The sequence below is a fragment of the Chlorogloeopsis fritschii PCC 6912 genome, assembly GCF_000317285.1.
Lineage (GTDB): Bacteria > Cyanobacteriota > Cyanobacteriia > Cyanobacteriales > Nostocaceae > Chlorogloeopsis > Chlorogloeopsis fritschii.
This window is the reverse complement of sequence record NZ_AJLN01000085.1, coordinates 13,177-34,726: the sequence shown is the minus strand read 5'-3', so window position 1 is coordinate 34,726 and position 21,550 is coordinate 13,177. Positions and strand designations below refer to the sequence as shown.

General features: G+C 41.2%; 17 protein-coding genes. 7 read left to right on the top strand and 10 right to left on the bottom strand.

Going from position 1 to position 21,550, the window contains the following annotated elements:
• Window positions 1-110 precede the first annotated feature (110 nt).
• Together UYC_RS0116525 and UYC_RS0116520 are read left to right on the top strand one after the other, a co-directional pair.
• The gene (locus UYC_RS0116525; RefSeq protein WP_016872493.1) at window positions 111-3,029 is read left to right on the top strand and encodes a UPF0182 family protein; all 2,919 of its coding nucleotides are present in this window, start codon (window positions 111-113) and stop codon (window positions 3,027-3,029) included.
• Window positions 3,030-3,240: 211 nt separating this feature from the next.
• Window positions 3,241-3,885: a hypothetical protein gene (locus UYC_RS0116520; RefSeq protein ID WP_016872494.1), complete on the top strand. Its 645-nt coding sequence runs from the start codon at window positions 3,241-3,243 to the stop codon at window positions 3,883-3,885.
• On the opposite strand, the gene UYC_RS0116515 is transcribed toward UYC_RS0116520, so the two are convergent.
• Entirely contained in the window at window positions 3,854-4,498 is a 645-nt protein-coding gene (locus UYC_RS0116515) for a chemotaxis protein CheB (RefSeq protein WP_016872495.1), read from the bottom strand. The two genes, UYC_RS0116520 and UYC_RS0116515, sit on opposite strands and share 32 nt — an antisense overlap.
• 302 nt (window positions 4,499-4,800) lie before the next feature.
• On the opposite strand from UYC_RS0116515, the gene UYC_RS0116510 reads away from it, so the two are divergent.
• Window positions 4,801-5,532, top strand: a complete 732-nt coding sequence (locus tag UYC_RS0116510) for a Crp/Fnr family transcriptional regulator (RefSeq protein WP_016872496.1) — start codon at window positions 4,801-4,803, stop codon at window positions 5,530-5,532.
• On the opposite strand, the gene nblB is transcribed toward UYC_RS0116510, so the two are convergent.
• Complete coding sequence (gene nblB / locus UYC_RS0116505; RefSeq protein ID WP_016872497.1) at window positions 5,525-6,190, bottom strand: phycobilisome degradation protein NblB; 666 nt, start codon at window positions 6,188-6,190, stop codon at window positions 5,525-5,527. The genes UYC_RS0116510 and nblB overlap by 8 nt on opposite strands.
• 183 nt (window positions 6,191-6,373) lie before the next feature.
• Window positions 6,374-6,838 (bottom strand): CBS domain-containing protein, encoded by a 465-nt coding sequence (locus UYC_RS0116500; RefSeq protein WP_026087302.1) that lies wholly within the window; start codon window positions 6,836-6,838, stop codon window positions 6,374-6,376.
• 239 nt (window positions 6,839-7,077) lie between these two features.
• Here UYC_RS0116500 and UYC_RS0116495 point away from each other — a divergent pair, with 239 nt between their 5' ends.
• Together UYC_RS0116495 and UYC_RS0116490 are read left to right on the top strand one after the other, a co-directional pair.
• Window positions 7,078-7,272, top strand: a complete 195-nt coding sequence (locus tag UYC_RS0116495; protein WP_016872499.1) for a hypothetical protein — start codon at window positions 7,078-7,080, stop codon at window positions 7,270-7,272.
• A 172-nt stretch (window positions 7,273-7,444) separates the two neighbouring features.
• Window positions 7,445-8,221, top strand: a complete 777-nt coding sequence (locus UYC_RS0116490) for a class II aldolase/adducin family protein (protein WP_016872500.1) — start codon at window positions 7,445-7,447, stop codon at window positions 8,219-8,221.
• Window positions 8,222-8,469: 248 nt separating this feature from the next.
• Here the strand turns inward: UYC_RS0116490 and UYC_RS0116485 are convergent, their stop codons facing one another.
• Both UYC_RS0116485 and UYC_RS0116480 read right to left on the bottom strand, forming a co-directional pair.
• Window positions 8,470-9,498: an SGNH/GDSL hydrolase family protein gene (locus tag UYC_RS0116485; RefSeq protein WP_016872501.1), complete on the bottom strand. Its 1,029-nt coding sequence runs from the start codon at window positions 9,496-9,498 to the stop codon at window positions 8,470-8,472.
• A 258-nt stretch (window positions 9,499-9,756) separates the two neighbouring features.
• A complete protein-coding gene (locus UYC_RS0116480; RefSeq protein ID WP_016872502.1) occupies window positions 9,757-11,178 on the bottom strand; it encodes an S-layer homology domain-containing protein in 1,422 nt (473 codons plus the stop codon).
• A gap of 412 nt (window positions 11,179-11,590) precedes the next feature.
• Here UYC_RS0116480 and UYC_RS0116475 point away from each other — a divergent pair, with 412 nt between their 5' ends.
• Window positions 11,591-12,781, top strand: a complete 1,191-nt coding sequence (locus UYC_RS0116475) for a histidine kinase (protein ID WP_016872503.1) — start codon at window positions 11,591-11,593, stop codon at window positions 12,779-12,781.
• 121 nt (window positions 12,782-12,902) lie between these two features.
• On the opposite strand, the gene UYC_RS0116470 is transcribed toward UYC_RS0116475, so the two are convergent.
• A complete protein-coding gene (locus UYC_RS0116470) occupies window positions 12,903-15,062 on the bottom strand; it encodes an iron uptake porin (RefSeq protein ID WP_016872504.1) in 2,160 nt (719 codons plus the stop codon).
• A 542-nt stretch (window positions 15,063-15,604) separates the two neighbouring features.
• Between UYC_RS0116470 and UYC_RS0116465 the strand changes: the two genes are divergently transcribed.
• Window positions 15,605-17,017: a serine/threonine-protein kinase gene (locus UYC_RS0116465; RefSeq protein ID WP_016872505.1), complete on the top strand. Its 1,413-nt coding sequence runs from the start codon at window positions 15,605-15,607 to the stop codon at window positions 17,015-17,017.
• Window positions 17,018-17,087: 70 nt separating this feature from the next.
• Here the strand turns inward: UYC_RS0116465 and UYC_RS0116460 are convergent, their stop codons facing one another.
• The 4 genes from UYC_RS0116460 to UYC_RS0116445 form a co-directional block, all read right to left on the bottom strand.
• Window positions 17,088-18,761, bottom strand: coding sequence for a serine protease (locus tag UYC_RS0116460; protein WP_016872506.1), 1,674 nt, complete (start codon window positions 18,759-18,761; stop codon window positions 17,088-17,090).
• An 11-nt stretch (window positions 18,762-18,772) separates the two neighbouring features.
• Window positions 18,773-19,660, bottom strand: coding sequence for a S1 family peptidase (locus tag UYC_RS0116455; RefSeq protein ID WP_016872507.1), 888 nt, complete (start codon window positions 19,658-19,660; stop codon window positions 18,773-18,775).
• A 22-nt stretch (window positions 19,661-19,682) separates the two neighbouring features.
• Window positions 19,683-20,258, bottom strand: coding sequence for a COP23 domain-containing protein (locus tag UYC_RS0116450; RefSeq protein WP_016872508.1), 576 nt, complete (start codon window positions 20,256-20,258; stop codon window positions 19,683-19,685).
• 219 nt (window positions 20,259-20,477) lie between these two features.
• On the bottom strand, window positions 20,478-21,458 hold the full coding sequence (locus tag UYC_RS0116445) for a S1 family peptidase (RefSeq protein ID WP_016872509.1): 981 nt from the start codon (window positions 21,456-21,458) through the stop codon (window positions 20,478-20,480).
• Window positions 21,459-21,550 lie beyond the last annotated feature (92 nt).

Here is a 21,550-nt window from a genome sequence, read left to right as displayed (position 1 = left end):
TCCTTGGCAAAGCAACTCCATCTCCACTTCTGACTTCTTTTTTGTTCACTGATTACTGTTTACTGTTCACTGTCTTTAGTTCCTAATCCCTACTTCCCAGTTCCTTGTATATGAAACAAATTTCTCGATTAATTTGGCTGCTGTTGGGTTTGTGGTTAATGTTTGAATTAGCCTCACGTCTGACAGCAGAAATTTTCTGGTTTGATGAAGTTGGATATTTACAAGAATTTTTATTGCGCTTAATAACGCAATTTGGGACGTGGGCGATCGCTTTTGTCTTTTCAGTGATTTTTTTATTGGGCAATTTAGCGATCGCACATCGGCTGAAACATCCACAAGGTTATAAGGTATCGGGTACAGGGTATAGGGTAGACATCACAAGTAATATTACAAATTTTCCCTTAAAACTGCGCTTTCTCATGCCAGTAGTACTGGGATTGAGCGCAGGAGCAGGGTTAATTCTGATTTACTACGCCCAAAAAGCCTTAAACTTTTGGTATCCAAATATCAAGCTTCCCGCTACCTCTTGGCAGTTGCCACCCCAGTTCCAGCTATTTGCCCAACTGTTGCAATTGCAGGATATACCGATTCCCCTTGTACAGCTGGGTTTACTAGTAGTTTTGACAATCGCAATTTTAATTTATTATCAATTTTTATTAGGGGCGATCGGGCTGCTGATCAGTTTGCTGATGGGTTTTTTGCTATCAGGACGCTGGGCTATCATTTTACAATATTTCCGTGCCACTAGTTTTCAAGACAAAGATCCACTTTTCCATCGTGATATCAGCTTTTATATATTTTCTCTACCGATTTGGGAACTGTTAAATTTTTGGTTATTAGGATTGTTTTTATACGGACTTATCTCCGTAGGATTAATTTATTTACGCTCTGCCAATAGTTTAAGTGAGGGAAGGTTTCCAGGATTTTCCGTACAGCAGCGACTCCACTTAAACGGTTTAACGAGTTTGCTAATGCTAGCGCTAGCCCTGCATTATTGGCTACAGCGCTATCAACTTTTGTATTCCACCGATGGTGTCAACTACGGTGCTAGCTATACAGAGGTGCACGCACAGTTGCCAATTTATACTGCCCTGAGTTTTTTGGCAGTGGCGATCGCTATTTATCTGCTATGGCGAGTATTTGTTTTGTCTCGTTCCAGACAAATCAGATTAAAACCTATTCCCTTTCCACGCCAATTGGTTTACTTGCTGGTGCTGTATCTGTTATTAGCAGGAGTTTCTGGCGAAATTTTGCCTACAATAGTACAACGTTTGATTGTCCAACCTAATGAACTAGCAAGAGAAAGACCGTATATTGCCCGTACCATTGCTCTTACCCGTCAGGCATTTAATTTAAACGCCATTGATGCAGAAACCTTCGATCCGCGAGGTAGATTGACAGCAGCCGATTTAAAAGAAAATGACCAGACAATTCGCAATATTCGCTTGTGGGATACTCGTCCTCTTTTAGAAACTAACCGCCAACTCCAACAAATTCGACCTTACTACAAGTTCCCTGATGCTGACATTGACCGCTACACACTTTTGCGGGACTTGACAACTCAAACAACAGAATATCAGCAAACTATTATTGCAGCACGGGAATTAGACTACGGCGATGTTCCCGAACAGGCGCAGACATGGATTAACCAGCATCTAGTTTATACTCATGGTTACGGGTTTACACTTAGTCCTGTCAATTTAGTTGCCCCTGGTGGGTTACCTTATTATTACGTTAAAGATATTGGGGTAAATGACGGAGATAAAGAAGGTTCGTTGCAGATTACAAGAGCGGAAATTCGTGCCAGCATTCCCATTGGTCAACCGCGAATTTATTATGGGGAAATTAGTGATACTTATGTCATGACTGGGACAAGAACGCAAGAGTTAGATTATCCCAGCGGTAATGAGAATGTCTATAACGTCTATGACGGACAGGGTGGAATTTCTATAAGTGCAATGTGGCGGCGTTTGTTGTTTGCTCAGTATCTCAAAGATTGGCAAATGCTGCTGACACGCAATTTTACTCCCCAAACCAAGTTGCTATTTCGTCGCAATATCCGCCAAAGAATTCAGGCGATCGCTCCTTTTTTACGTTTCGACGGCGATGCATACTTAGTTGCTGCTGATGGGGGAGGCGAAACACAAGAAAGCGAACCAACTTATCTTTACTGGATTATTGACGCTTACACCACAAGCGATCACTATCCTTATTCCGATCCAGGTAACAATCGATTTAATTACATCCGTAACTCTGTCAAAGTTGTTGTCGATGCCTACAATGGCACAGTCAATTTTTACGTTGCCGATCCAAGCGATCCAATTATCGCGACTTTAGGGAAAGTTTTTCCCCAAATGCTAAAACCACTCTCGGCAATGCCACTTCCTCTACGCAGCCACATTCGCTATCCATTGGATTTCTTCAGTATTCAATCAGAACGACTGCTGGCGTATCACATGACCGATCCACAGGTATTTTACAATCGAGAAGACTTGTGGCAGATACCTACAGAAATTTATGGCAGGGAACAGCGTCAAATACAACCCTACTACCTGATCATGAAGTTGCCAAAAGCGCAAACAGAAGAGTTTATTCTCTTGATGCCTTTTAAGCCTGTACAACGTGCAAATTTGATTGCTTGGCTGGCAGCACGTTCCGATGGAGAAAATTATGGCAGGTTGTTGCTATATGAATTCCCGAAACAGCAATTAGTCTATGGTACTCAGCAAATCGAAGCTTTAATTAACCAAGATCCGGTGATTTCTCAGCAAATTTCTCTGTGGAATCGCGAGGGTTCGCGAGCAATTCAAGGTAATCTTTTGGTGATACCGATTGAACAATCGCTGCTTTACGTCGAACCTTTATATCTGGAAGCAGAACAAAATAGCTTGCCAACTTTTGTGAGAGTGATTGTTGCTTACGAAAACCGAATAGTGATGGCAGAAACTTTAGAGCAAGCATTAGCTGCAATATTTCAGCCACAGCAACCTACTTCTCCAGCCATCATTCGCCCCCTACAGGAAAATTAAAACTAAGTATTAGTAATTAGACTGCCATATCAACAATTACGCTTTATTATTTTAAATAGTTCAATCATCATAGAAGTTTTGTGCAAAAGCAATCAAGCATAGAAATCCGGCTTGAATTTTGAAAGCATACTGAGACTAAAATATTTGCCCAGCAAGGTTTTTACTGAAATCTGATACTATACAAAAATTGCAATCAAGCAATCGATGCAAAATGCTAAACCCAAGCGAGTATAGTCCTTTTGCAGAATCACAAGACCTTGATTCTGCTGGAAAATCTGAACTTGAGGATGCAGTAGAGCTTTTGTGGGAACAACTAGAAACTCTCAAGCAAGAGTTGCACTACAAGGAGTTGGATCTGCAAGACATGGAGCAACAGTTGAGTTATATAAATAAGGAGTTGCGTGCTGCACTTAGATCGGAATGGCCACCACTTGATGAGGCTAAACAATTATTTAAAAACATTTTGGTAAGTAAAAAGCCTATTAGTGAGTCTTTAGCTGAACTCCTCAGCCTTATCTATAATTCAACTGTCCAGGCTTCAGAGTTGGAGCAGATAGACAAATCGGATTCTGTTACACCTTCGACAATCCCTCTAGACAATCCCTTGGTGACTGAGCTTGAGGCGTTTAAGACTAAGAATACAGTACTGAGAGAGCAAGTTGCTGAAATTAGGGCAAGATCTGGGATGCTGAGAAAGCAAGCTTGTCAAATTCAGGCTAGATTTAGAAAACTCCAAGCTCAGTTTAATGAACTTGGAGTTCACTTGATTGGCTTGCGGGCTTCTTACCTATCTCGTCAAACTAACTTTAGCCAGAGTCAACCCTTTAGCAATTCATCGGAGCTAACGCTCCGATGAATTGCTCGATTTTTTCTGTCATAACTAGGTTTACCAAGGTAGAGGCGATCGCATCTAGAGGAAAAACAAAATCGACTTTCCCTGTGTCAATCGCAGATTTGGGCATACTGAAACACTCACAACTAGCCTCATCTTGAGCGATCACCGTACCGCCATACTTTTTAATGGCTAGTATCCCCAAAGCGCCATCACTATCTTTACCAGTCAGAACAACGGCGATCGCTCGACTTTGAAAAGTAGCTGCCACTGACGCGAACAGTTTATCAGCTGCCGGACGGACGAAGTTCACTTTTGGTGTGTCTGAGAGAGATACAGTGCCATCTAGGTTAACCAGCAGGTGCTTGTTTGGAACAGGGGTGTAGACTGTTCCTGGTCGTAAAAGCTCTCCTTGCTCTGCCTGCTTTACCCGTAAAGCTGTGCGACGGCTGAAGATTTCTGCTAGATAGCTGGGGTAATGAGGAGATGAATGCTGTACAATCACGATCGCTGCCGGAAAGTCATCTGGCAATGCAGACAAAATTTTGCTAATGGCTTTTAGCCCACCTTTAGAAGCGGCGATCGCTACTACGTTGTAAGCAACATTAGGAAAGTGAGAAATAACCTTGTGTCTCATGTAATATTACTTATTTTTTTTCTGCTTGCTGATGTTTTTGTAAGCGATCACCTCAGGCAGGTGCGGCGGGGCAGAAAATCGGAGATTTTCTGCCCCGCCGCCTCATCGCTACTACAGTGCCTGGATATAGAGAGTGAATAGAAATTGTACGTTCCAGTACAATCCCCATTGTATGGAGAAATTTATGAAATGTGTCTGAGCGTACAAAGTTTATTTACAAAAGAGTTCATCTTTCGCCAGAGGGTTTCGACCAATGATTTGAGCTATCTGATAGAGATAAGACTGGCTCAAAGAGGCTCTTTATGTGCGCGTCCCAAAACCCCCGTAATTCAATTAAAAATCGGCTGTTGGCTGCCCTGCCCCCAGAGGAATACGAACGCCTCCTGCCTTACATGGAGTTAGTCTCTCTAGATTTCAAACAAATCCTTTATGCACCTAACGAACCGATCCAATATGTCTATTTCCCCAACAGTGGCGTCGGTTCTCTGCTCTCTTTAGTAGAAAGTGGGGATGCGGTGGAAGTGGGTACGGTGGGCAATGAAGGGATGGTGGGTTTGCCTGTATTTTTAGGAGCCAACTCAATTCCCGGTGAGGCTATTCAACAAATTCCTGGTGAAGGGATGAGAATGGGGGCGGATGTATTTCAACGTGAAGTGACTCCAGGTAGCCCGCTTTACAGACTGCTGCAACTCTACACGCAAGCGCTATTTAATCTAATCGCTCAATCTTCTGCTTGCAACCGCCTGCACTCGATTGAACAGCGGTTTTGTCGGTGGATGCTGATGACTCGCGATCGAGTGGGAGCAGATCAATTTCCTCTCACCCAAGAGTTTCTAGCACAAATGCTAGGGGTGCGTCGCGCGAGTGTGAGTGAAGTTGCCGCTACTATCGCGAGAGCAGGGTTCATCAGCTACAAGTATGGCAAGATGACTCTTCTTGACACAGAAGGTTTGGAGTCTACCTCCTGTGAGTGTTATGCAATCGTCAAACGAGAGTTCGAGCGCTTGCTGGGTGGTAATTCAGCTTTTAGCTAGATTGCAAAGCTCTCTTCGCTTCAGACGCAACAGCTTCTACTTCATCATTAGCCAGAGTTTGCAATACCGAATTCGCTTCTGCACCTCCCAAACTAGCAAGGGCTTGCACCACTCTATAACGAACTTGCCAATCTGGATTGTTGGCATAGGGAGTTAAGAGCGGAATTGCTTGTGTATTTCCCAATTCTCCAAAGGAGCTAATAGCAGCAGTTTGTACTAACTCATTATCTGAAGAAAGTGCTTGTCTAAGTAAATCAAAAGAACGCGGATCGCCCAACTCTCCCAAAGCCGCAATGATACTGAATTTAACGATCCATTCATTGCTGGTTTGATAAAGGTTTTGTAAATCTTCAAAAGCTGCATCTAGCTTCAGAGCGCCCAAACAGTCTGCGGCTGCAGCTTGCACGTCGGGTTCCGGATCGTTGAGCAAGCGATCGCGCAACACATTCAAAGATAAATCTAAATTCTGTCCGCCCAATGTATCAAACTGACTCACTGCCGAGTATCGCACGCGAGAATTGCTGTCATTAATGGCATTTTGTATCAACTCAAAACCAATTGTTGGTTCAAGTTGGCGGATTTGATTTACTGCTCGCAAGCGATCGCCCAAATCCTCAGAACTTAGCAATTGCTTTACAGAATCAGGAGTAACACTCATTTTTTATCTCTCTTTTTTTAAAATAGTTGTCATGAACCGTGTATTAAAGAGGACAAGGGGAGATAAAGACACGGAGACGCGGAAGGGGAGGTGGGGACAAGGTGCAGGGGTGCAGGGGAGAATAACTACTAACTACTAACTGGCTCCCCTACTAACCATTAACCAATGACTAATAACCAATGACTAATCTTGGCTTGCTGCCATTGCCCGAATAATGTCACCACGGGTGAGAATACCAATAACTTGGCCCTCGCTGTCAAGTACCGGTAAGCGGTGAACTTTGCGATCGTTAATGATTTTTGCAGCTTCTTTTAGAGGTTTGTCAGGAGAAATAGTAATCGGATTTTTACTCATCACTTCCCCTACAGTTTGCCCCAGTGCTTTGTGTAAGTCACGTTCGTAAGTAGCAGGATTCTTTAAATAGATGACGCTATCAAGAAACATAATATAAGCCGGAGGAGTGACACCAGTTTCTTGCCACATCAAATCTGTTTCCGAGATAATACCTACCAACTTCCCGGCATCATCTACAACAGGTAGCCCACTAATGCGTCGTTCTGCCAAAATATGGATGGCTTCTTGAAGAGGAGTTTCTGGGTGGACAACAATTGGATCGCGGCTCATCACGTCGGCAACGGTTCTAGGCATGGGCTTGCTGATACCTTTTATCAATGACTCTGGGTTTATTGTAGAAAATTGCAGGTCTTAACTTGATGGAGTGAAATAGATTGTTACTTATGTAGCTTTGGGTAGAACCTAGTAAAATTCAATCCACTAGCAATATGATCGCACTTAAAAAAGCCCGTTAGTTCTTCTAGCGTGATTTTGTTAGATTAGTAAAATATTGAAGGAATAATTATTTTTTAAATCAGTACAATAAAGTAAAAATGAGTATAAAATATTTTCTGCTGAAAGAGATTGAACAAGCTCTAGAATTCCTCTTAGTGGAAGTGCTTGATTTTATCCAATTTCTTAAGGCTAAATATCTAGAAGAAAAAATAGAAATAAGCATACTGAGTGAATCTTCTTTAGAAAAAGACTGGTTGAAACCAGAGGAGGATGAGGCTTGGCAGGATTTATAATGTACACAAATTTTTTCAGTAAGTGTTGTTAATTTCTGTTTCTACTTCACTAGTGAAGTGGTGCATAACCAATTCTTCAATTATTTTAAAAAGTGATAGCAATCTCAAAAATTATACTAAGCAAAATATCTTTAAATTTTTAACTCAATCATCTTAATATTAGGTTCCCATGATGCAAACTATATCCCTTAACAAGCCCAATCTGCCTGAGCCTCCCACCTTTGCTTCAGCAGAAGAAGAACGTCTGCATCGCAAGCAGCGACTGGCAGCAGCATTTCGGCTATTTTCTCGCTTTGGATTTAACGAAGGCGTGGCAGGACATATCACCGCTCGCGATCCAGAATACCCTGATTGCTTCTGGGTTAACTCTTTTGGAATGCACTTTAGTTTAATTCGGGTGAGTGACTTAATTTTGGTTAACCAGCAAGGTGAAGTGATTGAAGGCGATCGCCCAATTAACCAAGCAGCTTTTGCCATCCATTCTCAAGTGCATACCGCCCGCCCTGATGTAGTAGCAGCAGCCCATGCTCACTCACTTTACGGTAAAAGCTGGTCTAGCCTTGGTCGTCTGCTTGATCCACTTACCCAAGACGCTTGTTCTTTTTATGAAGACCACAGCTTATTTGATGATTATACAGGTGTAGTTTTGCAGCCAGAAGAGGGCAAGCGCATTGCCAAAACTCTAGGTGACAATAAAGCCATTATTCTTAAAAATCATGGATTGCTCACTGTTGGCCACTCTGTTGATGAAGCAGCATGGTGGTTCATTACAATGGAGCGCAGTTGTCAAGCTCAATTACTGGCAGAGGGTGCTGGTAAACCTGTTCCCATTCAACATGAATATGCTCATTTGGCACACAGTCAAGTTGGTTCGCACTTTATGGGTTGGTTTAGTTTTCAACCACTGTATGAGATGATTGTGCGTCAAGAACCCGACTTGTTGGAGTAATATCGTTTATCTTTCAAGAAATAAGTCAGAGGGCAGAGAGAAGTTTGTAGACGCCGGAGGCGTCTTCCCGTAAGGGTGCGGAGGTTTCCTCCGAAAGCGTTGCTCCTCCACAAGGAGGCTCAAAGCTTCGGAGAGGCAGAAGGAAAGAGGATTTGACCTGTTTGTTTCATTCGTAGCGGGTGGTGCGCCGCCTGTGCAACTGCTATTAAGGAGCTTCTTAATATAGCCTGCTTGCGCGGGCTTAGTTCTTATAGAGTTTGGGTGATATTGACTATTTTTGTTGGCACTGGAACACTTTTACTGCTTAAAAGCTGCAAATGCAAATCTTTTAGTTTCACCCAAGGTTTGGCTACGTACTCAACACCAAGCGCGGAGAATGCTGTTTCTGCTATGAGATTATGCACAAGTGTTGTAGGATGTACACCGTCCCAAAATAAATAATTCTCCGGGTTGGGACATACACTAAAATTACCTTGTATTACTTCCTCCAAACTGCCTACTAAACAAGCATCAGTGACATTGGTTAAATTTAAGCCAAACTCGCTGGGTGCAGCCTGCACTCGATTAAACAAAGACTCAATATCAATAGGAATGAGCTTAATGCCAGGAATTAAGCTAAGTTTCTGTAAAGCTTCTGCCAATGCTTGGTTATGTTTTTTAGTTAAAGCACTTAGTTGGCTGGCATTTTCTGTTTTTGATGTAAAAGGAATTTTGCCCAAATCTGGCAAGTTAGGCACAATTATATTTTTGGCACCCGACACGGCAAGTAATGCGATCGCCGCTGATAAGTTAGCGATCGGTTGTTTAACGTCGGTAACGTTACCAAATAAATAATCATTTCCACCTGCCCACACAATATAAAGTGCGTTTGGGTCAGCTTGTTGAGAATTTGTAAATAATTTTACTTGTCCCAGCGCCCCCGGAAATAAGTCTTTAGGGTCAAATAAGGTATTAAACAGACCAGAGCCAGCACCACCGAAGGCATAATTAATACCTTCAGATGGGGTAGAATTCTGCAAATCAGCGAATAAGATTGGCTCTAGCCCCAGTTTATCTCCAAGATATTCTACCCACACTTTTCCATTGGAAAAACGTCCTTCAAAGTAAGGTGGGCTTGGAGGTGCTTGGAAATTTGTGGCTTTATAGAGATTACCCGCGTCAGAAAGGCTATCACCAAATATGTAGATTTTCTCAGGATTTGTATTTGCAGCCGCAGGTTTGAGCGGCGACAGCAAAGATAAGAGAAAAAACCCTGCCGCTACCAGTTTTATTTTCATGCAAATTAGTCCCTGCTTTTTAGTTGTTACAAAAGACAAGTACTGCGCAGGCGATTATACTTAAGTATTTTTTGATATCAAAATAAGCTTGACTATTTTATGGTGCGTAATTAAACGCAAATCAACTCTGTATTCTCTTATATAAAAGAGGGTAAAGTTCCAGAGAAAATTTATCTTGATTAATTTTTTATAATCAAGTAGTTTTTTATAAAGTAACTATAAAGCTGTTCAAAATTTGTAGTTTGAGAATTGCCTATTTTACTGTGATTGCGGTTGGGAAGTAGCCTGCTGTGGCGATCGCTGTAATTTCAAAGCCTCAGTTGCCGACATCCCCTCACCTTGAGTTCCGAAATACCACAATGCGGCAGCAGCTTCAGCACGAGTCACTGGTTTTTTTGGTTGAAAAAGTGTCGTATAGCCAAATACCCGCCGAATATTTGATTGTTCGCCATTCTGAAAATCTGCCAATACAGCTCGTAACGCTTTAGGGTCAATTTTGCCGGCATCTTGAAAGCCCCAAGTTTGTTTTACCGCATCTAAGTTAGCGGCAGGCAAAGCTTGACGAGTGTCTAGAGGCACTTTCCACAGAATCAACTGCTCTCGTGTCAAAGGTGCATCAGGACGAAACAAAACTTGGGTGGAATCACCGGATAAAGGACTAGGAATCAAACCAGCTTCTGCTAATCCTTGAATCACCGAAAAATCAGGATCTGTTTTTGGCACATCACTAAAAGCTGGTTGGGCACTTTCTGCTGCCAAGCGAATCTGCTTAGACGGATTGTTGGGATGCATGGCATTATTAGCCGCTACTAGCCAACGAGCGTATTCGCGGTGGGTAATAGTTCGATTGGGTTCAAACTGGTTAGTTGTGTTGTTGGAGTTGCTTTTGGTAGCATTAGATTCTACAGATAAAACACCCAAGGCTGCCAAATCTTGAATGTATGTCCGTAATTCTTGTGGCACCTTATTCAGGTCGCTAAATTCCTGGGGACTTGTTCCAGATGCGCCTATAGTGTTATTTGTGGTGTTAGGTGTACTAACTGGCTGTGATACCGAGTTGTTGTTTGGTTGCACTGGTCCTACAAACTGCGAGTCACTCGGCTGAGGAACTATATTATTAGTACTTTGCCCAGCTTGTGCTGTGGTTGTAGTGTTTGGTTGATACTCAATGATTAATTCAGTGGCTGTTTGTGGTTGATTGGGTGCCGCGTTAGTCACGGATTTAGGTGCAATAGCTACTTTAACCTGTAAGTCATTGTGCCGTGCTTCAAAAGAGCCTCCCTGCTCGTCGGTTGGCTGTTGCAAAATCTGCCAGTTATTTGTCTGAAATTGGTTGCGGTAGTAGCTGGCGATGAAATTAGTCGGATCGGAGCTCAACCAACGTGTTGATACTTGACTTTCTGTGTCGCTACTGGGAATAACTTCCTGTAACTGGGCGTTGGGATAAAGGGGGATTTCTTTAGGAAAATCAGCTGGCAACTGCGGTGCTGAGTTATTTTGTTGATTTTGGCGATCGCCTGTTTGGTTAGCGCCAAAAATAACAGGATTGTCTTTCAACCTTGAGTCTGCCGCCAAAGATTGTTCAAGGTTTTTGGCGATTTGACTGTTGGAACAGGCTGTTAGTGAGGTAAGTAAAACTGCCAAGCTGATCAAGACAGCTGAACGGTTTGAATGCAGCACGGTCAATCACAAATTGAGTGTCAATCCCTACCCTAGCGCATCCAAGCAACTAAAAGCAGTGGCTATTAACTTTATACCCGATCGGTCTAATAAATTTGTTACTGTACTACCTGAGTTATAGTCAGTATAAAAACTTTCATTCGCTCTTGACGAAGGATGACAATCGGCGCGAAGATTGCGACTGAGATTTTGGTTGCAAACGGTTTGCCAGGAACAGAAATCTGCCAAAAGAGTAGGTAAGGCTCAAAAATTTAGATCTCTGCTCAAAAACCAGTATGGGATAGGCGTATGAAAAATCTAAAATAGATATTAAATTGAAAACAACGAAGATCATTACTATCGACAAACGCCAGTCAAATTTACTTTCACCCAAAGCGTCGTCGGTTTGTTACCAGTGCTAAAACACGATTACATGCAAGCTTCACAGGATCAGCCTATTTATTCTGAGGCTCCACTGCAGTTGTTACTGTTTGTCGATGGGCGACCAAAGTCCAGACAACAAGTGCAGCGAATTCGTGCTTACTTAAAAGAATTAGAGGCTGACTATAAGTTTGAACTTCAAATTATTGATGTCGGGCAACAACCCTATCTGGCGGAACACTTTAAACTGGTAGCAACACCAGCTTTAATCAAAATTCACCCAGAACCCAGACACACTCTAGCTGGTAGTAATATAGTCGCTCAACTAAAAAGTTGGTGGCCGCGTTGGCAAGCCGCAGTAGATGCTTACGTAAAATTACAGAATGGATTACAGGACAATTTAGAGGATAATGGGCGCACCCCATCATCACCTAAATCCTCTATTCGTTCAGTTGCTTTTTCTGCCGAACTCATTCATCTATCAGATGAAATTTTTCGCTTAAAACAAGAAAAAGAGCAACTAGAGGAGCAACTCCAGTTTAAAGACCGGGTGATAGCAATGTTAGCCCACGACTTACGCAATCCCTTGACTGCGATCGCTATCGCCATAGACACTTTGCAATCTAACTACAATCAAGAAAAAGGTGGATTTGAACGGCTGACACCGACTATGGCTGCACACTTGTTTAAACAAGGACGCAACCAAACTCGGCTCATTGACCGTATGATTACCGATCTTTTACAAGTAGGTCGTAACAACGAAAGGGAATTTCCCATTCAACCGCAAAAAATAGATCTCGGTCAACTCTGTTTTGAAATGCTTGAGGAATTGCGCGATCGCTACACCATAAAATCTTTAAAGATAGAAAAAGATATTCCTAAAGATTTACCTTGTGTTTACGCCGATCCAGAACGTATCCGCCAAGTATTAATGAATCTGCTGGATAACGCGATTAAATATACACCTGAAGGTGGTACTATTAGCGTGGCAGGACTGCATCGCACGACGCAAAAAGTTCAGTTCAGCATTGGCGATTCAGGCCCCGGCATTCCTGAAGAAAATCGCGATCGCATCTTTGAAAATCATTTCCGTTTAGAACGAGATGAAGCTAAAGAAGGTTACGGCATCGGCTTGTGTTTATGCCAGCGTATTGTCCGCGCCCATTACGGTCAAATTTGGGTAGATACTGCACCTAATGGTGGAGCATGGTTTCACTTTACGTTACCAGTTTATCCAAGTTAGTTATGCGTCTAACCTTGCTTTAATTTGCGTTGCCTTGATGAGAAATTAAGTGATACTATTTCACAAAAAATCTGATGCAAATAACAGACTCTGTAGAGACGCGATATATCGCGTCTCTACTCTAAAACCGGAAAGTAGTGCGCAGAGTACCTACAAAAATCGTGTCATTATCGGCAATATGCCCTGGATTGGTAACAACGAAAAAGCCAGGTGTAATCCAGACGTTATCACTCACTCTGAAGCGGTAGAAAACTTCAAAGTGGAGTGAAGTTGCTCTATCTCTTACTCCCACTCTCTTAGGCAAGTTACTAGGCAAGTTACTTCCTGGTGGTGGTAAGTTTGGTTGTCCATCAGTGGTGAATTGTGAAACGGTGTTGAGGTTATCATTATTATCTGTAACCGGAGTAGGATCTTCTTCTCTGACTACCTGTTCAAAAAATGGTACGGGTGTACCTGGTGTTCCAGGTCCAGCATCAACCAATTTGGGTGGCATACCAAACAGAAAGCCAAATAAATCGCCTTCTCTACCAAATGGATCGGAGATACCTAAAGAAAACAGGTATGTAGCAGAAGTACCATAAGGCTTTTGACCAGCAGAATCACCTAATACATCATCGTTAGGAAGTGCTTCCAAGAAATTGGTGAACATATAACCTCCCCATGCTCCCAGAGTCAAGTTATCTGTTACACGCCATTGCAAGCTACCGCCAACAGCATTAATTTGTGCTGGTAAATTTCCAATATAATTGGCACAACAGGGACCAAAGCCAGACGGAGCATTTACCTGTTGACCAAAAGGAACTCCTGGACTATTGAACTGATCGTTAGGAATCGATGAACCAGACCACAAACCAGCAGTTTCTGCATTTACGCTACCAGTATATGTTCCCAAAGAGCCGTCACTGGAATAAGCATTAACATAAGAGATTCCCGTAACAATGTTTTGAGTAGGTCTCACTACTAACTGCACACCAAGCGCACTATGGTCTGCGCCAAAAATTCCCTCCCCAAAGTCACCACTATCTCTAGTACCATAAGCTACCTGTAGCCTTACAGGATCGGCAATTAACCAATCAAAACCTACCCCAGCATCCATTGGCCCGCCTATTCTTAAAACTGGATTAAGTTGTCCAAAACGCGAAATTGAACCTCTTCCTATATCAAAGTAAGGAGAGTTAGCACTGAGAACACTGCTTAACTCAAATCCAAAGGGAATCACAGAGAATACAACTTTGTCATCAAAAGCAGGAAATCGATATTCCAGTAAGTCTAAGAAAACCTTGTTATTTAATCCTGCTTGGTGAGAAAGTCGAGCCATGTAGGTATTGAGTGACTCAGGGTTTGTAAAACCACCGTCATCAAAATTACCAGTAGTTAGATAAGTTCTTAAAACGTCTTTACCAGTAAAAGATGACTGTAATCCGATGCGTGTTAGGTGGGAGAAAACAGTATTCCTTGCTGGTTCTCTTCTATCTCCACAGTCAACCTCAGGATCTGTATTTTGGTCTCCAGACCTACCAGGGTTTGAGGGTAATTGTGTTACATTCTCGAAAAAATATCCAGTATCATCATCTAAAACTCTACATCCTCCCGGTGGGTCACCACCAAAAGCAGACGACACAGCAAAAATGACTTCTGCGTTCATAATTGTTGTCGTCGAAAATTGCTGCGCTTCTATTTCTGCTGTGCGAGCTTCAAGAGTATCAACACGACCTCGCAACGTAGCTAATTCAGCAGCAAACTCTTCTTGTAGTTTTTGCAGTGTTACTAAATCTTCTTTACGGACATTATTTTCTGTACCAGCAGCAATTATTTGATTAATTTTGTCTAAGGCTGCATTTAATCCTGCTGCAAACTCGTAGCGAGTCATAGCACGATTTCCTCGGAAAGTGCCATTTGGATAACCAGCAATTACCCCATACCGTTCTATGAGAGATTGCAATGCACCAAATGCCCAGTCAGAGGGCTGCACATCTGATAATTGCGACACGGATGTCACTTGCTCGATGTTATCTTCTGGGCTATTTCCGTCATCTTTTAGTTGGGAAACGTTAGTCAAGCGATCTATTGATTGTTCTGCATCGATATCAATATTTAAATTTGATTGTAAATTTTTCTCTAATTTAACTGATTCCTTTTCGCTTAATTGAGCCACACTTGTATTAATAGATTGTAGTGCTTCTTCTATTTTTGGCTGTTCAATGGCTTTTGCCATACTGATTGATAAAGCAAAGACAATTGCTGAAGCACCAGTTAGGAGAAAATATTTTATTCCTATCATTTTCTTAAACCCTCACACTACAAAAAAGTATTAAAAATTAACTCTTACTTTGTTACAAATGTAAGAGCTGATAAACTAGTAAAAATAAGTTATTTGCCGGATAAAATCCAGCTATATCTAGCTTTTGAGTGATGGTTAATTATTTAGACTTGATATTCAAATGTTATTTAAGTGTTGTTTGAAATTATCATGGATGACTATACATCCTTAATAACTTTGGATACAATATTGCTTTATTAAAATTAATATATAAAAAACTAAATAAACGATATTAAAAAATCTTAAATTTGTAAAAAATGGGCAATATTATGTTATTCACCACTGCACATAGCTAATTTTCAGGTTATATATTTATAGAATTTTAAGTATATGCTTATTAGATATCAGTAAAAAATATAACTTTTAGCGAATTGAATCCTAAGCGTTTTATCGAGTTAAATGTGAGACGCGATTTTTTTTAACTTAGATAAATTTTGCTAAATTAGATAATATGCCAAAATTGATAAGTTAGTCTACATTTAACTTCCATTTTGTATAAATGAATGTTAGGAACAACCCTCCGAGGGCGCTACGAAATCATCAGGCAATTAGGAAAAGGATGGTTTGCTGAGACTTATCTGGCTAAAGATAAGGATTTACCCGGTAATCCTTATTGTGTTGTCAAGCGGCTAAAACCCAGGTCAACTGAACCGTTTCTTTTACAGACGGCGAGACGATTATTCGAGCAGGAAGCGCAAGTACTTTATAAATTAGGCAACCACGAGCAAATACCACGGCTTTTAGCTCATTTTCAGGAAAATGAAGACTTTTATTTAGTTCAGGAATTTATAGAAGGTAATGTTATTAGTCAAGAACTAAAAGCAGGTACTAAATGGAGTGAACAAGAAGTAATAAAATTTTTAGAAGATATATTAAATATACTCAAGTATGTCCATCAACAAAATGTTATTCATCGGGATATTAAACCTGCAAATTTAATCCGACGTACTATTGATGGCAAGTTAGTTCTAATTGATTTTGGAGCAGTTAAACAAATCAGTGTCTTGGCTGCTAACTTGCAAGGAAAGACGATCGCTATTGGTACTCCTGGCTATATGCCGTCTGAACAAAATAGTGGTCATCCAAAATTCAATAGTGATATTTATGCTGTAGGGCTGATTGCGATCCAAGCTCTTACAGGTATGCTACCAGACCAACTCCCAAGAAATCCCAACACTTATAAAATTCATTGGCGAGGGCTAGTAGATATTAAATCTTGTCTAATAGATGTTTTAGACAAAATGGTAAACTATGACTTCCGCGATCGCTATCAATCTGTAACTGATGTGTTACAAGCAATTGCAGATATTAAGAAGGAGAAAAAGCAGAGCCTAAACAAAAAAGTTGCGATCGCAGTAGTGGTAGTTGCCTTCATCTTATCTATAACAGTATTAGCTTTTCCACAAATCAGGCAATTGTTCATCCTACCAGGGCAAGATTCACCAATTAATACCGAATTCTCTGTTTATGAGAATCCTAACTATAGCATTCAGATACAATATCCTCTATCTTGGAGAGTTCTACCCATTGGAGATCCATTTACAGGAGATATAGTTAAATTTTGGTCACCACCAACAAGTAGTACAAAAAAAATAACAGCAGAGGTAAATATCAATGTTGAAAACTTGAAAGAACCTATTTCATTAGAAGGATATACAAATATATCTGTGAATGAAATAACCCAGTTTTTCACTGATGCAATAATTCATGAGTCCTATTCTACTAAACTATCAAATCTCCCCGCTCATCAAGTAATTTATAGTGGTAAAGAAGAAGGATATAACGTTAAGCGAATGGCAGTTTGGACTTTGAAAAATAACAAAGCTTATATAATCACCTATACAGCAGAAGAAGGTCAATACGATAGATATTTGAGCATTTCACAAAAAATGATTAATTCATTAAAAATTTATTAGTTAAGAAGTCAGAAGCCAGGAGTCAGAAGTCAGAAGCAATTTTTGTAGGGTGGGCACTGCCTACTTTTCTTCAAAACTTTATTTTTACGTTGTGAACAGTGTCCACCTTACCCTTACTTTGTAATTCTCTTATTTTTTGAATTGCGTCTTGGTAGTATTGAGTTTTTCCTTGTTGTTTATATAAATCTGCTGCTTTTTGAAAATCTAACAGAGCTTCTTTGTTATTTCCTAAATTAAGATAAATCAGACCACGATTGTAGTAAGCTTCTGCAAAGTCTGGAGTGAGACTAATTATCTTGCTGTAATCGGCAAGGGCACCTTGATCGTCTTGCAGCCTGCGACGGACAAAAGCCCTGCCAAAGTAGGCAGATGCGTAGTCTGGTTGAATGCCGATCGCGATGTTATAGTCCAAAGCAGCTTTGTTGTACTCTTGAAGTTGTCTATAAGCAAAACCCCGTCTGGTGTGGGCAAGAGCGCTGTTTGGTTGCAGTCTAATTGCTTCATCTAAATCAGCGATCGCTCTTTTATAATCTTTAAGAGCAATATAGGAATCACCTCGATTTAAGTAAGCAAGAGCATAGTCAGGTTTAAGGTTAATTGCTTTATTTAAATCAGCTATTCCTCCTTGATAATCTTGAAGTTCATTCTTAAGTGCCCCTCGGTTTAAGTAAGCTGCTGCATAGTCAGGATTAAGGCTAATTGCTTTACTGTAATCTTTAAGAGCTTCCTGATTTCTCTGCAGAAGATCTTGAGTTAAACCCCGGTTCATGTAAGCAATTGGACTATTGGGAGTCAGGCGAACTACTTGGTTTAAATCTTCATATGCCGCTTGATAATTTTTGAGATCGTAGTAAGCGACAGCCCTTTGGAAGTAAGCATCAGGATGGTTCGGATTCATCCGCAAAGCTTGTTCATAGGCGGCAATAGCTCCTTGGTAGTCTCTTTTTTGAGCTTTAGCTCCACCTGAACTGATCAAACTTTCAGCACTTCGTTGTTGTTTGCCTGATTGCGTTGTTCTGATGGTTGGTTTTTGTGTGGTAGTTGGTTTTTGAGCGGTAGTTTGTTGTTGAGGAGTAGTTGGCGCTCTTAAATTACCTCTAGTGGCTACAAACGTATTGCTCGGAATTCCCAATCGCAAAACAGTTTTTGTGGAAACATCAGGTTCCGTGGCTCGCCCATTAATACCTACTACCAAACCATTTTCGTCTAGTAAAGGGCCACCACTCATTCCGGGTATAGCCTCGTTGTCATAAACTAAGGCATAACCTTGATCTGGTTGTTGCAACCGACTGCGAATATATCCCCTAGTAAATTGGTAACTGGGCTGATCCAAACCTGGTATTTGCGCCCACCCTACCGCATAAACTGTCATTCCCTCTGTTAATTGATCGGAGTTTCCAAAATTGGCAGTGGTGTAATTTTTTTGACTTGTAAACTGTAACACAGCTAAGTCCAAACCAGGCAATTGTGTGCTGTAGTAAATGGGATAGCGATCGCCATCGGGAGTCTGAATTTCGTATCTCCCAGGTTCTTCTATGACATGGCGATTCGTCAGCACAAAATAAGTATTTCCCTTGCGCTCAAAAATTATCCCAGAGCCAATGCCTACTCCATCTATGCGAATGGTAAATTGTCTTGCAATATCGCTAACTTGCTTGGGAGATAATGCAACGCTAAATTGAGGCTGTATGACTACGACTGCTGCACCAAATAGCACAGCTGCAATAGAGGAATAATACTTCATTTTCAAACCTGCTACGTAAAAATACTGAGCGAGCTAACAGGTAGAACTGCTTGGGGCTTTTGGAGATGCTTGCGATCGCATTTGTAAGTGAATGAAAATTTGGAGTTACCATCTTTGAGAGAAGATGGCTCCAATTCCACAATCGTTTCAATCGGAATACCCCAGCTATATTTACTCATTCGTTGCCGTAGAGGTGCTTCTGGCGGTGTCCCATCTTGATAAGTATAAGGCTCGCCCCAAAGAGGTTCCGCATGTATTCCATTAATAGCTACTACCTTTCCTTGCCGATTTAGTAAAGGCCCCCCACTCATACCCTTTTGAATATCATTGGTATACCCAATGCTATAGCCACCATCCAAAGCTTTGTCCAACACCCAGGAAACCTTACCTGCTTTGAAAACAAAACCTACATCCTGGGTTCCCTCAACATTAAACGGAAATCCAGCGGCAAACACTTGATTTCCCACACTCAAATTTGATGTCGAGCCAAGGGATGCTACAGCATATTTGTGAGTGGGACTGTAAAACTGTAAAATCGCTAAATCTTTGCCATTAAAGCAAGTAGCGTCTAATTTCTTTACCTGATGGGGAAGTTTAGCTTCATACACCCGGCGATCGGGCGTTTGAATTCTATAGGGAGGATCTCCCGAAATCATGACGTGGGCATTAGTAACTACTGTATAAACAGAGTCTTTCTCTTTAAATATAATTCCTGAGCCTAAAAAGCCCTCCGCAAGCACCTTGACTGTGATTGACTCAGCTAATGGCTGTAGTTCCTGTTCCCAACCTAGACTTGAGGATTGTTCAACTGCAACCCTAGTACTTAGCGGTACTGTTACTGGTAATAAAATTGATAAACCCCCAATACAGGCAACCGCGAGTAAAAAGCGCCATTCCATGTTGGTTTACCTTACGATTTCTTCAACATTCCCATACTGGTAGTCCAGATGGGCAACTTACGGATTCACTTTCCTCTCCGATTAGTTTTTGTACATCAAGATAGGAGGCATCACGAACATTGGAAATAACGTTGTTGTTGTCATCCTTCAGTTCAATGATTCTGCCACCACCCCCTATCGGTTTATAAAGCAACCGATTTAGAATCAGCTGGGGATCTGTTCCTGGTTTGAGGGTTACTAATACTCCATTCGGCAAACAAGGGCCACCATTATAACTGGCGACACACAACACAGGTTGACGCTTATATTCTCCTGCTCTGATAAACTTGAGCGTACCGTTTTGATAGAACCTATTGAAGCGATCGGATATTGCCTCGCAGCGTTCCCCAGGTGTCCAAGGTGGCGGAAAAGCTGTATCAACCCAGCTAATTATTGGTTTATTTCCCCTACTAGTATTAACAATTGTTGCTGGGTTACCCCTGCTCATACCGCAGAAAAATTTAGCTCTTTGAGCATAGCTAGGCTGAAGATTAATAGCAGTAGAACTGAGTGTAAATGCTGCTACACTAAGGGATTTGGCAAATAAACTGAATTTCATGGTTATTTCTCACTTGATGTAAAAGTCTTAAAATATAAATTTTTTTAAAATATCATGCACATATTTATGATTTCAGTATAAATCCAGGCGGATAACTCTTGTTTTCGGAAAAACATTTGTTATTGTTACTTTTTTTAATAAAACTTGTTAGGGTATGTGTGTTGTGATTCCTAAGTTGCAAGAGCGCTCACTCGGCACAGTCGTCCCTACCTTTACGATCTACAGAGAGCTTCTTGGACATTTATCTCCTAGCAATATACTTCCACATCCCAAAGAAGGTTTATTTCTCAACATTGCATCTAAATCAAAGGTAAACAACTTGTAAACGTCTGGAATTACGTCTGCTGTTGATTTATTTGCTAGTCCCCGTGCAATCAGTTTTGGATCTACCGAACCGCGATCAAAACTCAAGCGCATATCCTCTGCTTCGATCGCATTTAAAATACGACTGATTGGCAAACCACAACTATTGTTACCGCTCAGTTTTGGTTCGAGACAATATCCGTGTTCCTGGGAGCGATCGCTTCCATGAATAGCAACAACTAGTCCATCTTTACTAAATACCGGGCCGCCATCCATGCCCTGACGGGTTTGAATGTTGTAAGCTAAACTATATCCGCTTTCAGAATGAGGTTGAGAATCAATTTGATTTAATGATGTGGCTTGGGTAATCCGTTCTCGACGAGGAGCTTGATTTTGGGGTACGGGCCAACCAGAAACATATAATACATCTTTGTTTCTAAGTTTCTCTGCATCTCCCACAGCAGCAACAGGGTAGTCGTGTTCGCTCTCAAATTTAACCAGCGCTAAATCAAGATCTTTTGCTCTTGTTCTCAGTTCACCGTCTTCTCTACCTAAAGGATAAATGCTGGAATTATCTTCGTTATGTTCCACTAAGTGTACTTTGCCGTCACTTGTGCGTACTCCATAAAATCCTCTAGTTTGTACAACACTAAGTGCAGTGAGTGCGTAATAGCTTTTACCTTTTCGAGCCACGATCGCTCCAGAACCTGTTTCCCACTCTCTGCGTGCCTTTGCATCCCCTTCTTGTAACGCTGGTGCAATTAAGACGGTTGTCTGAGATGCGATCGCATCAACTTCGTGTTCGGGAAACGCTAAAACAAATGTATGAAAAAATGCAATAGTTATTACTGTCACTATTGCTAAAACAACAGTAGCTAAACGCTTGTAAAATTTCATAGTGATAACTCCTACGCTGTTGTGCTTTTAATTGTCACAAACAGCATCTTCCTTATTTTTTATATATCTTCACCCCTTAATAAATTGATTTT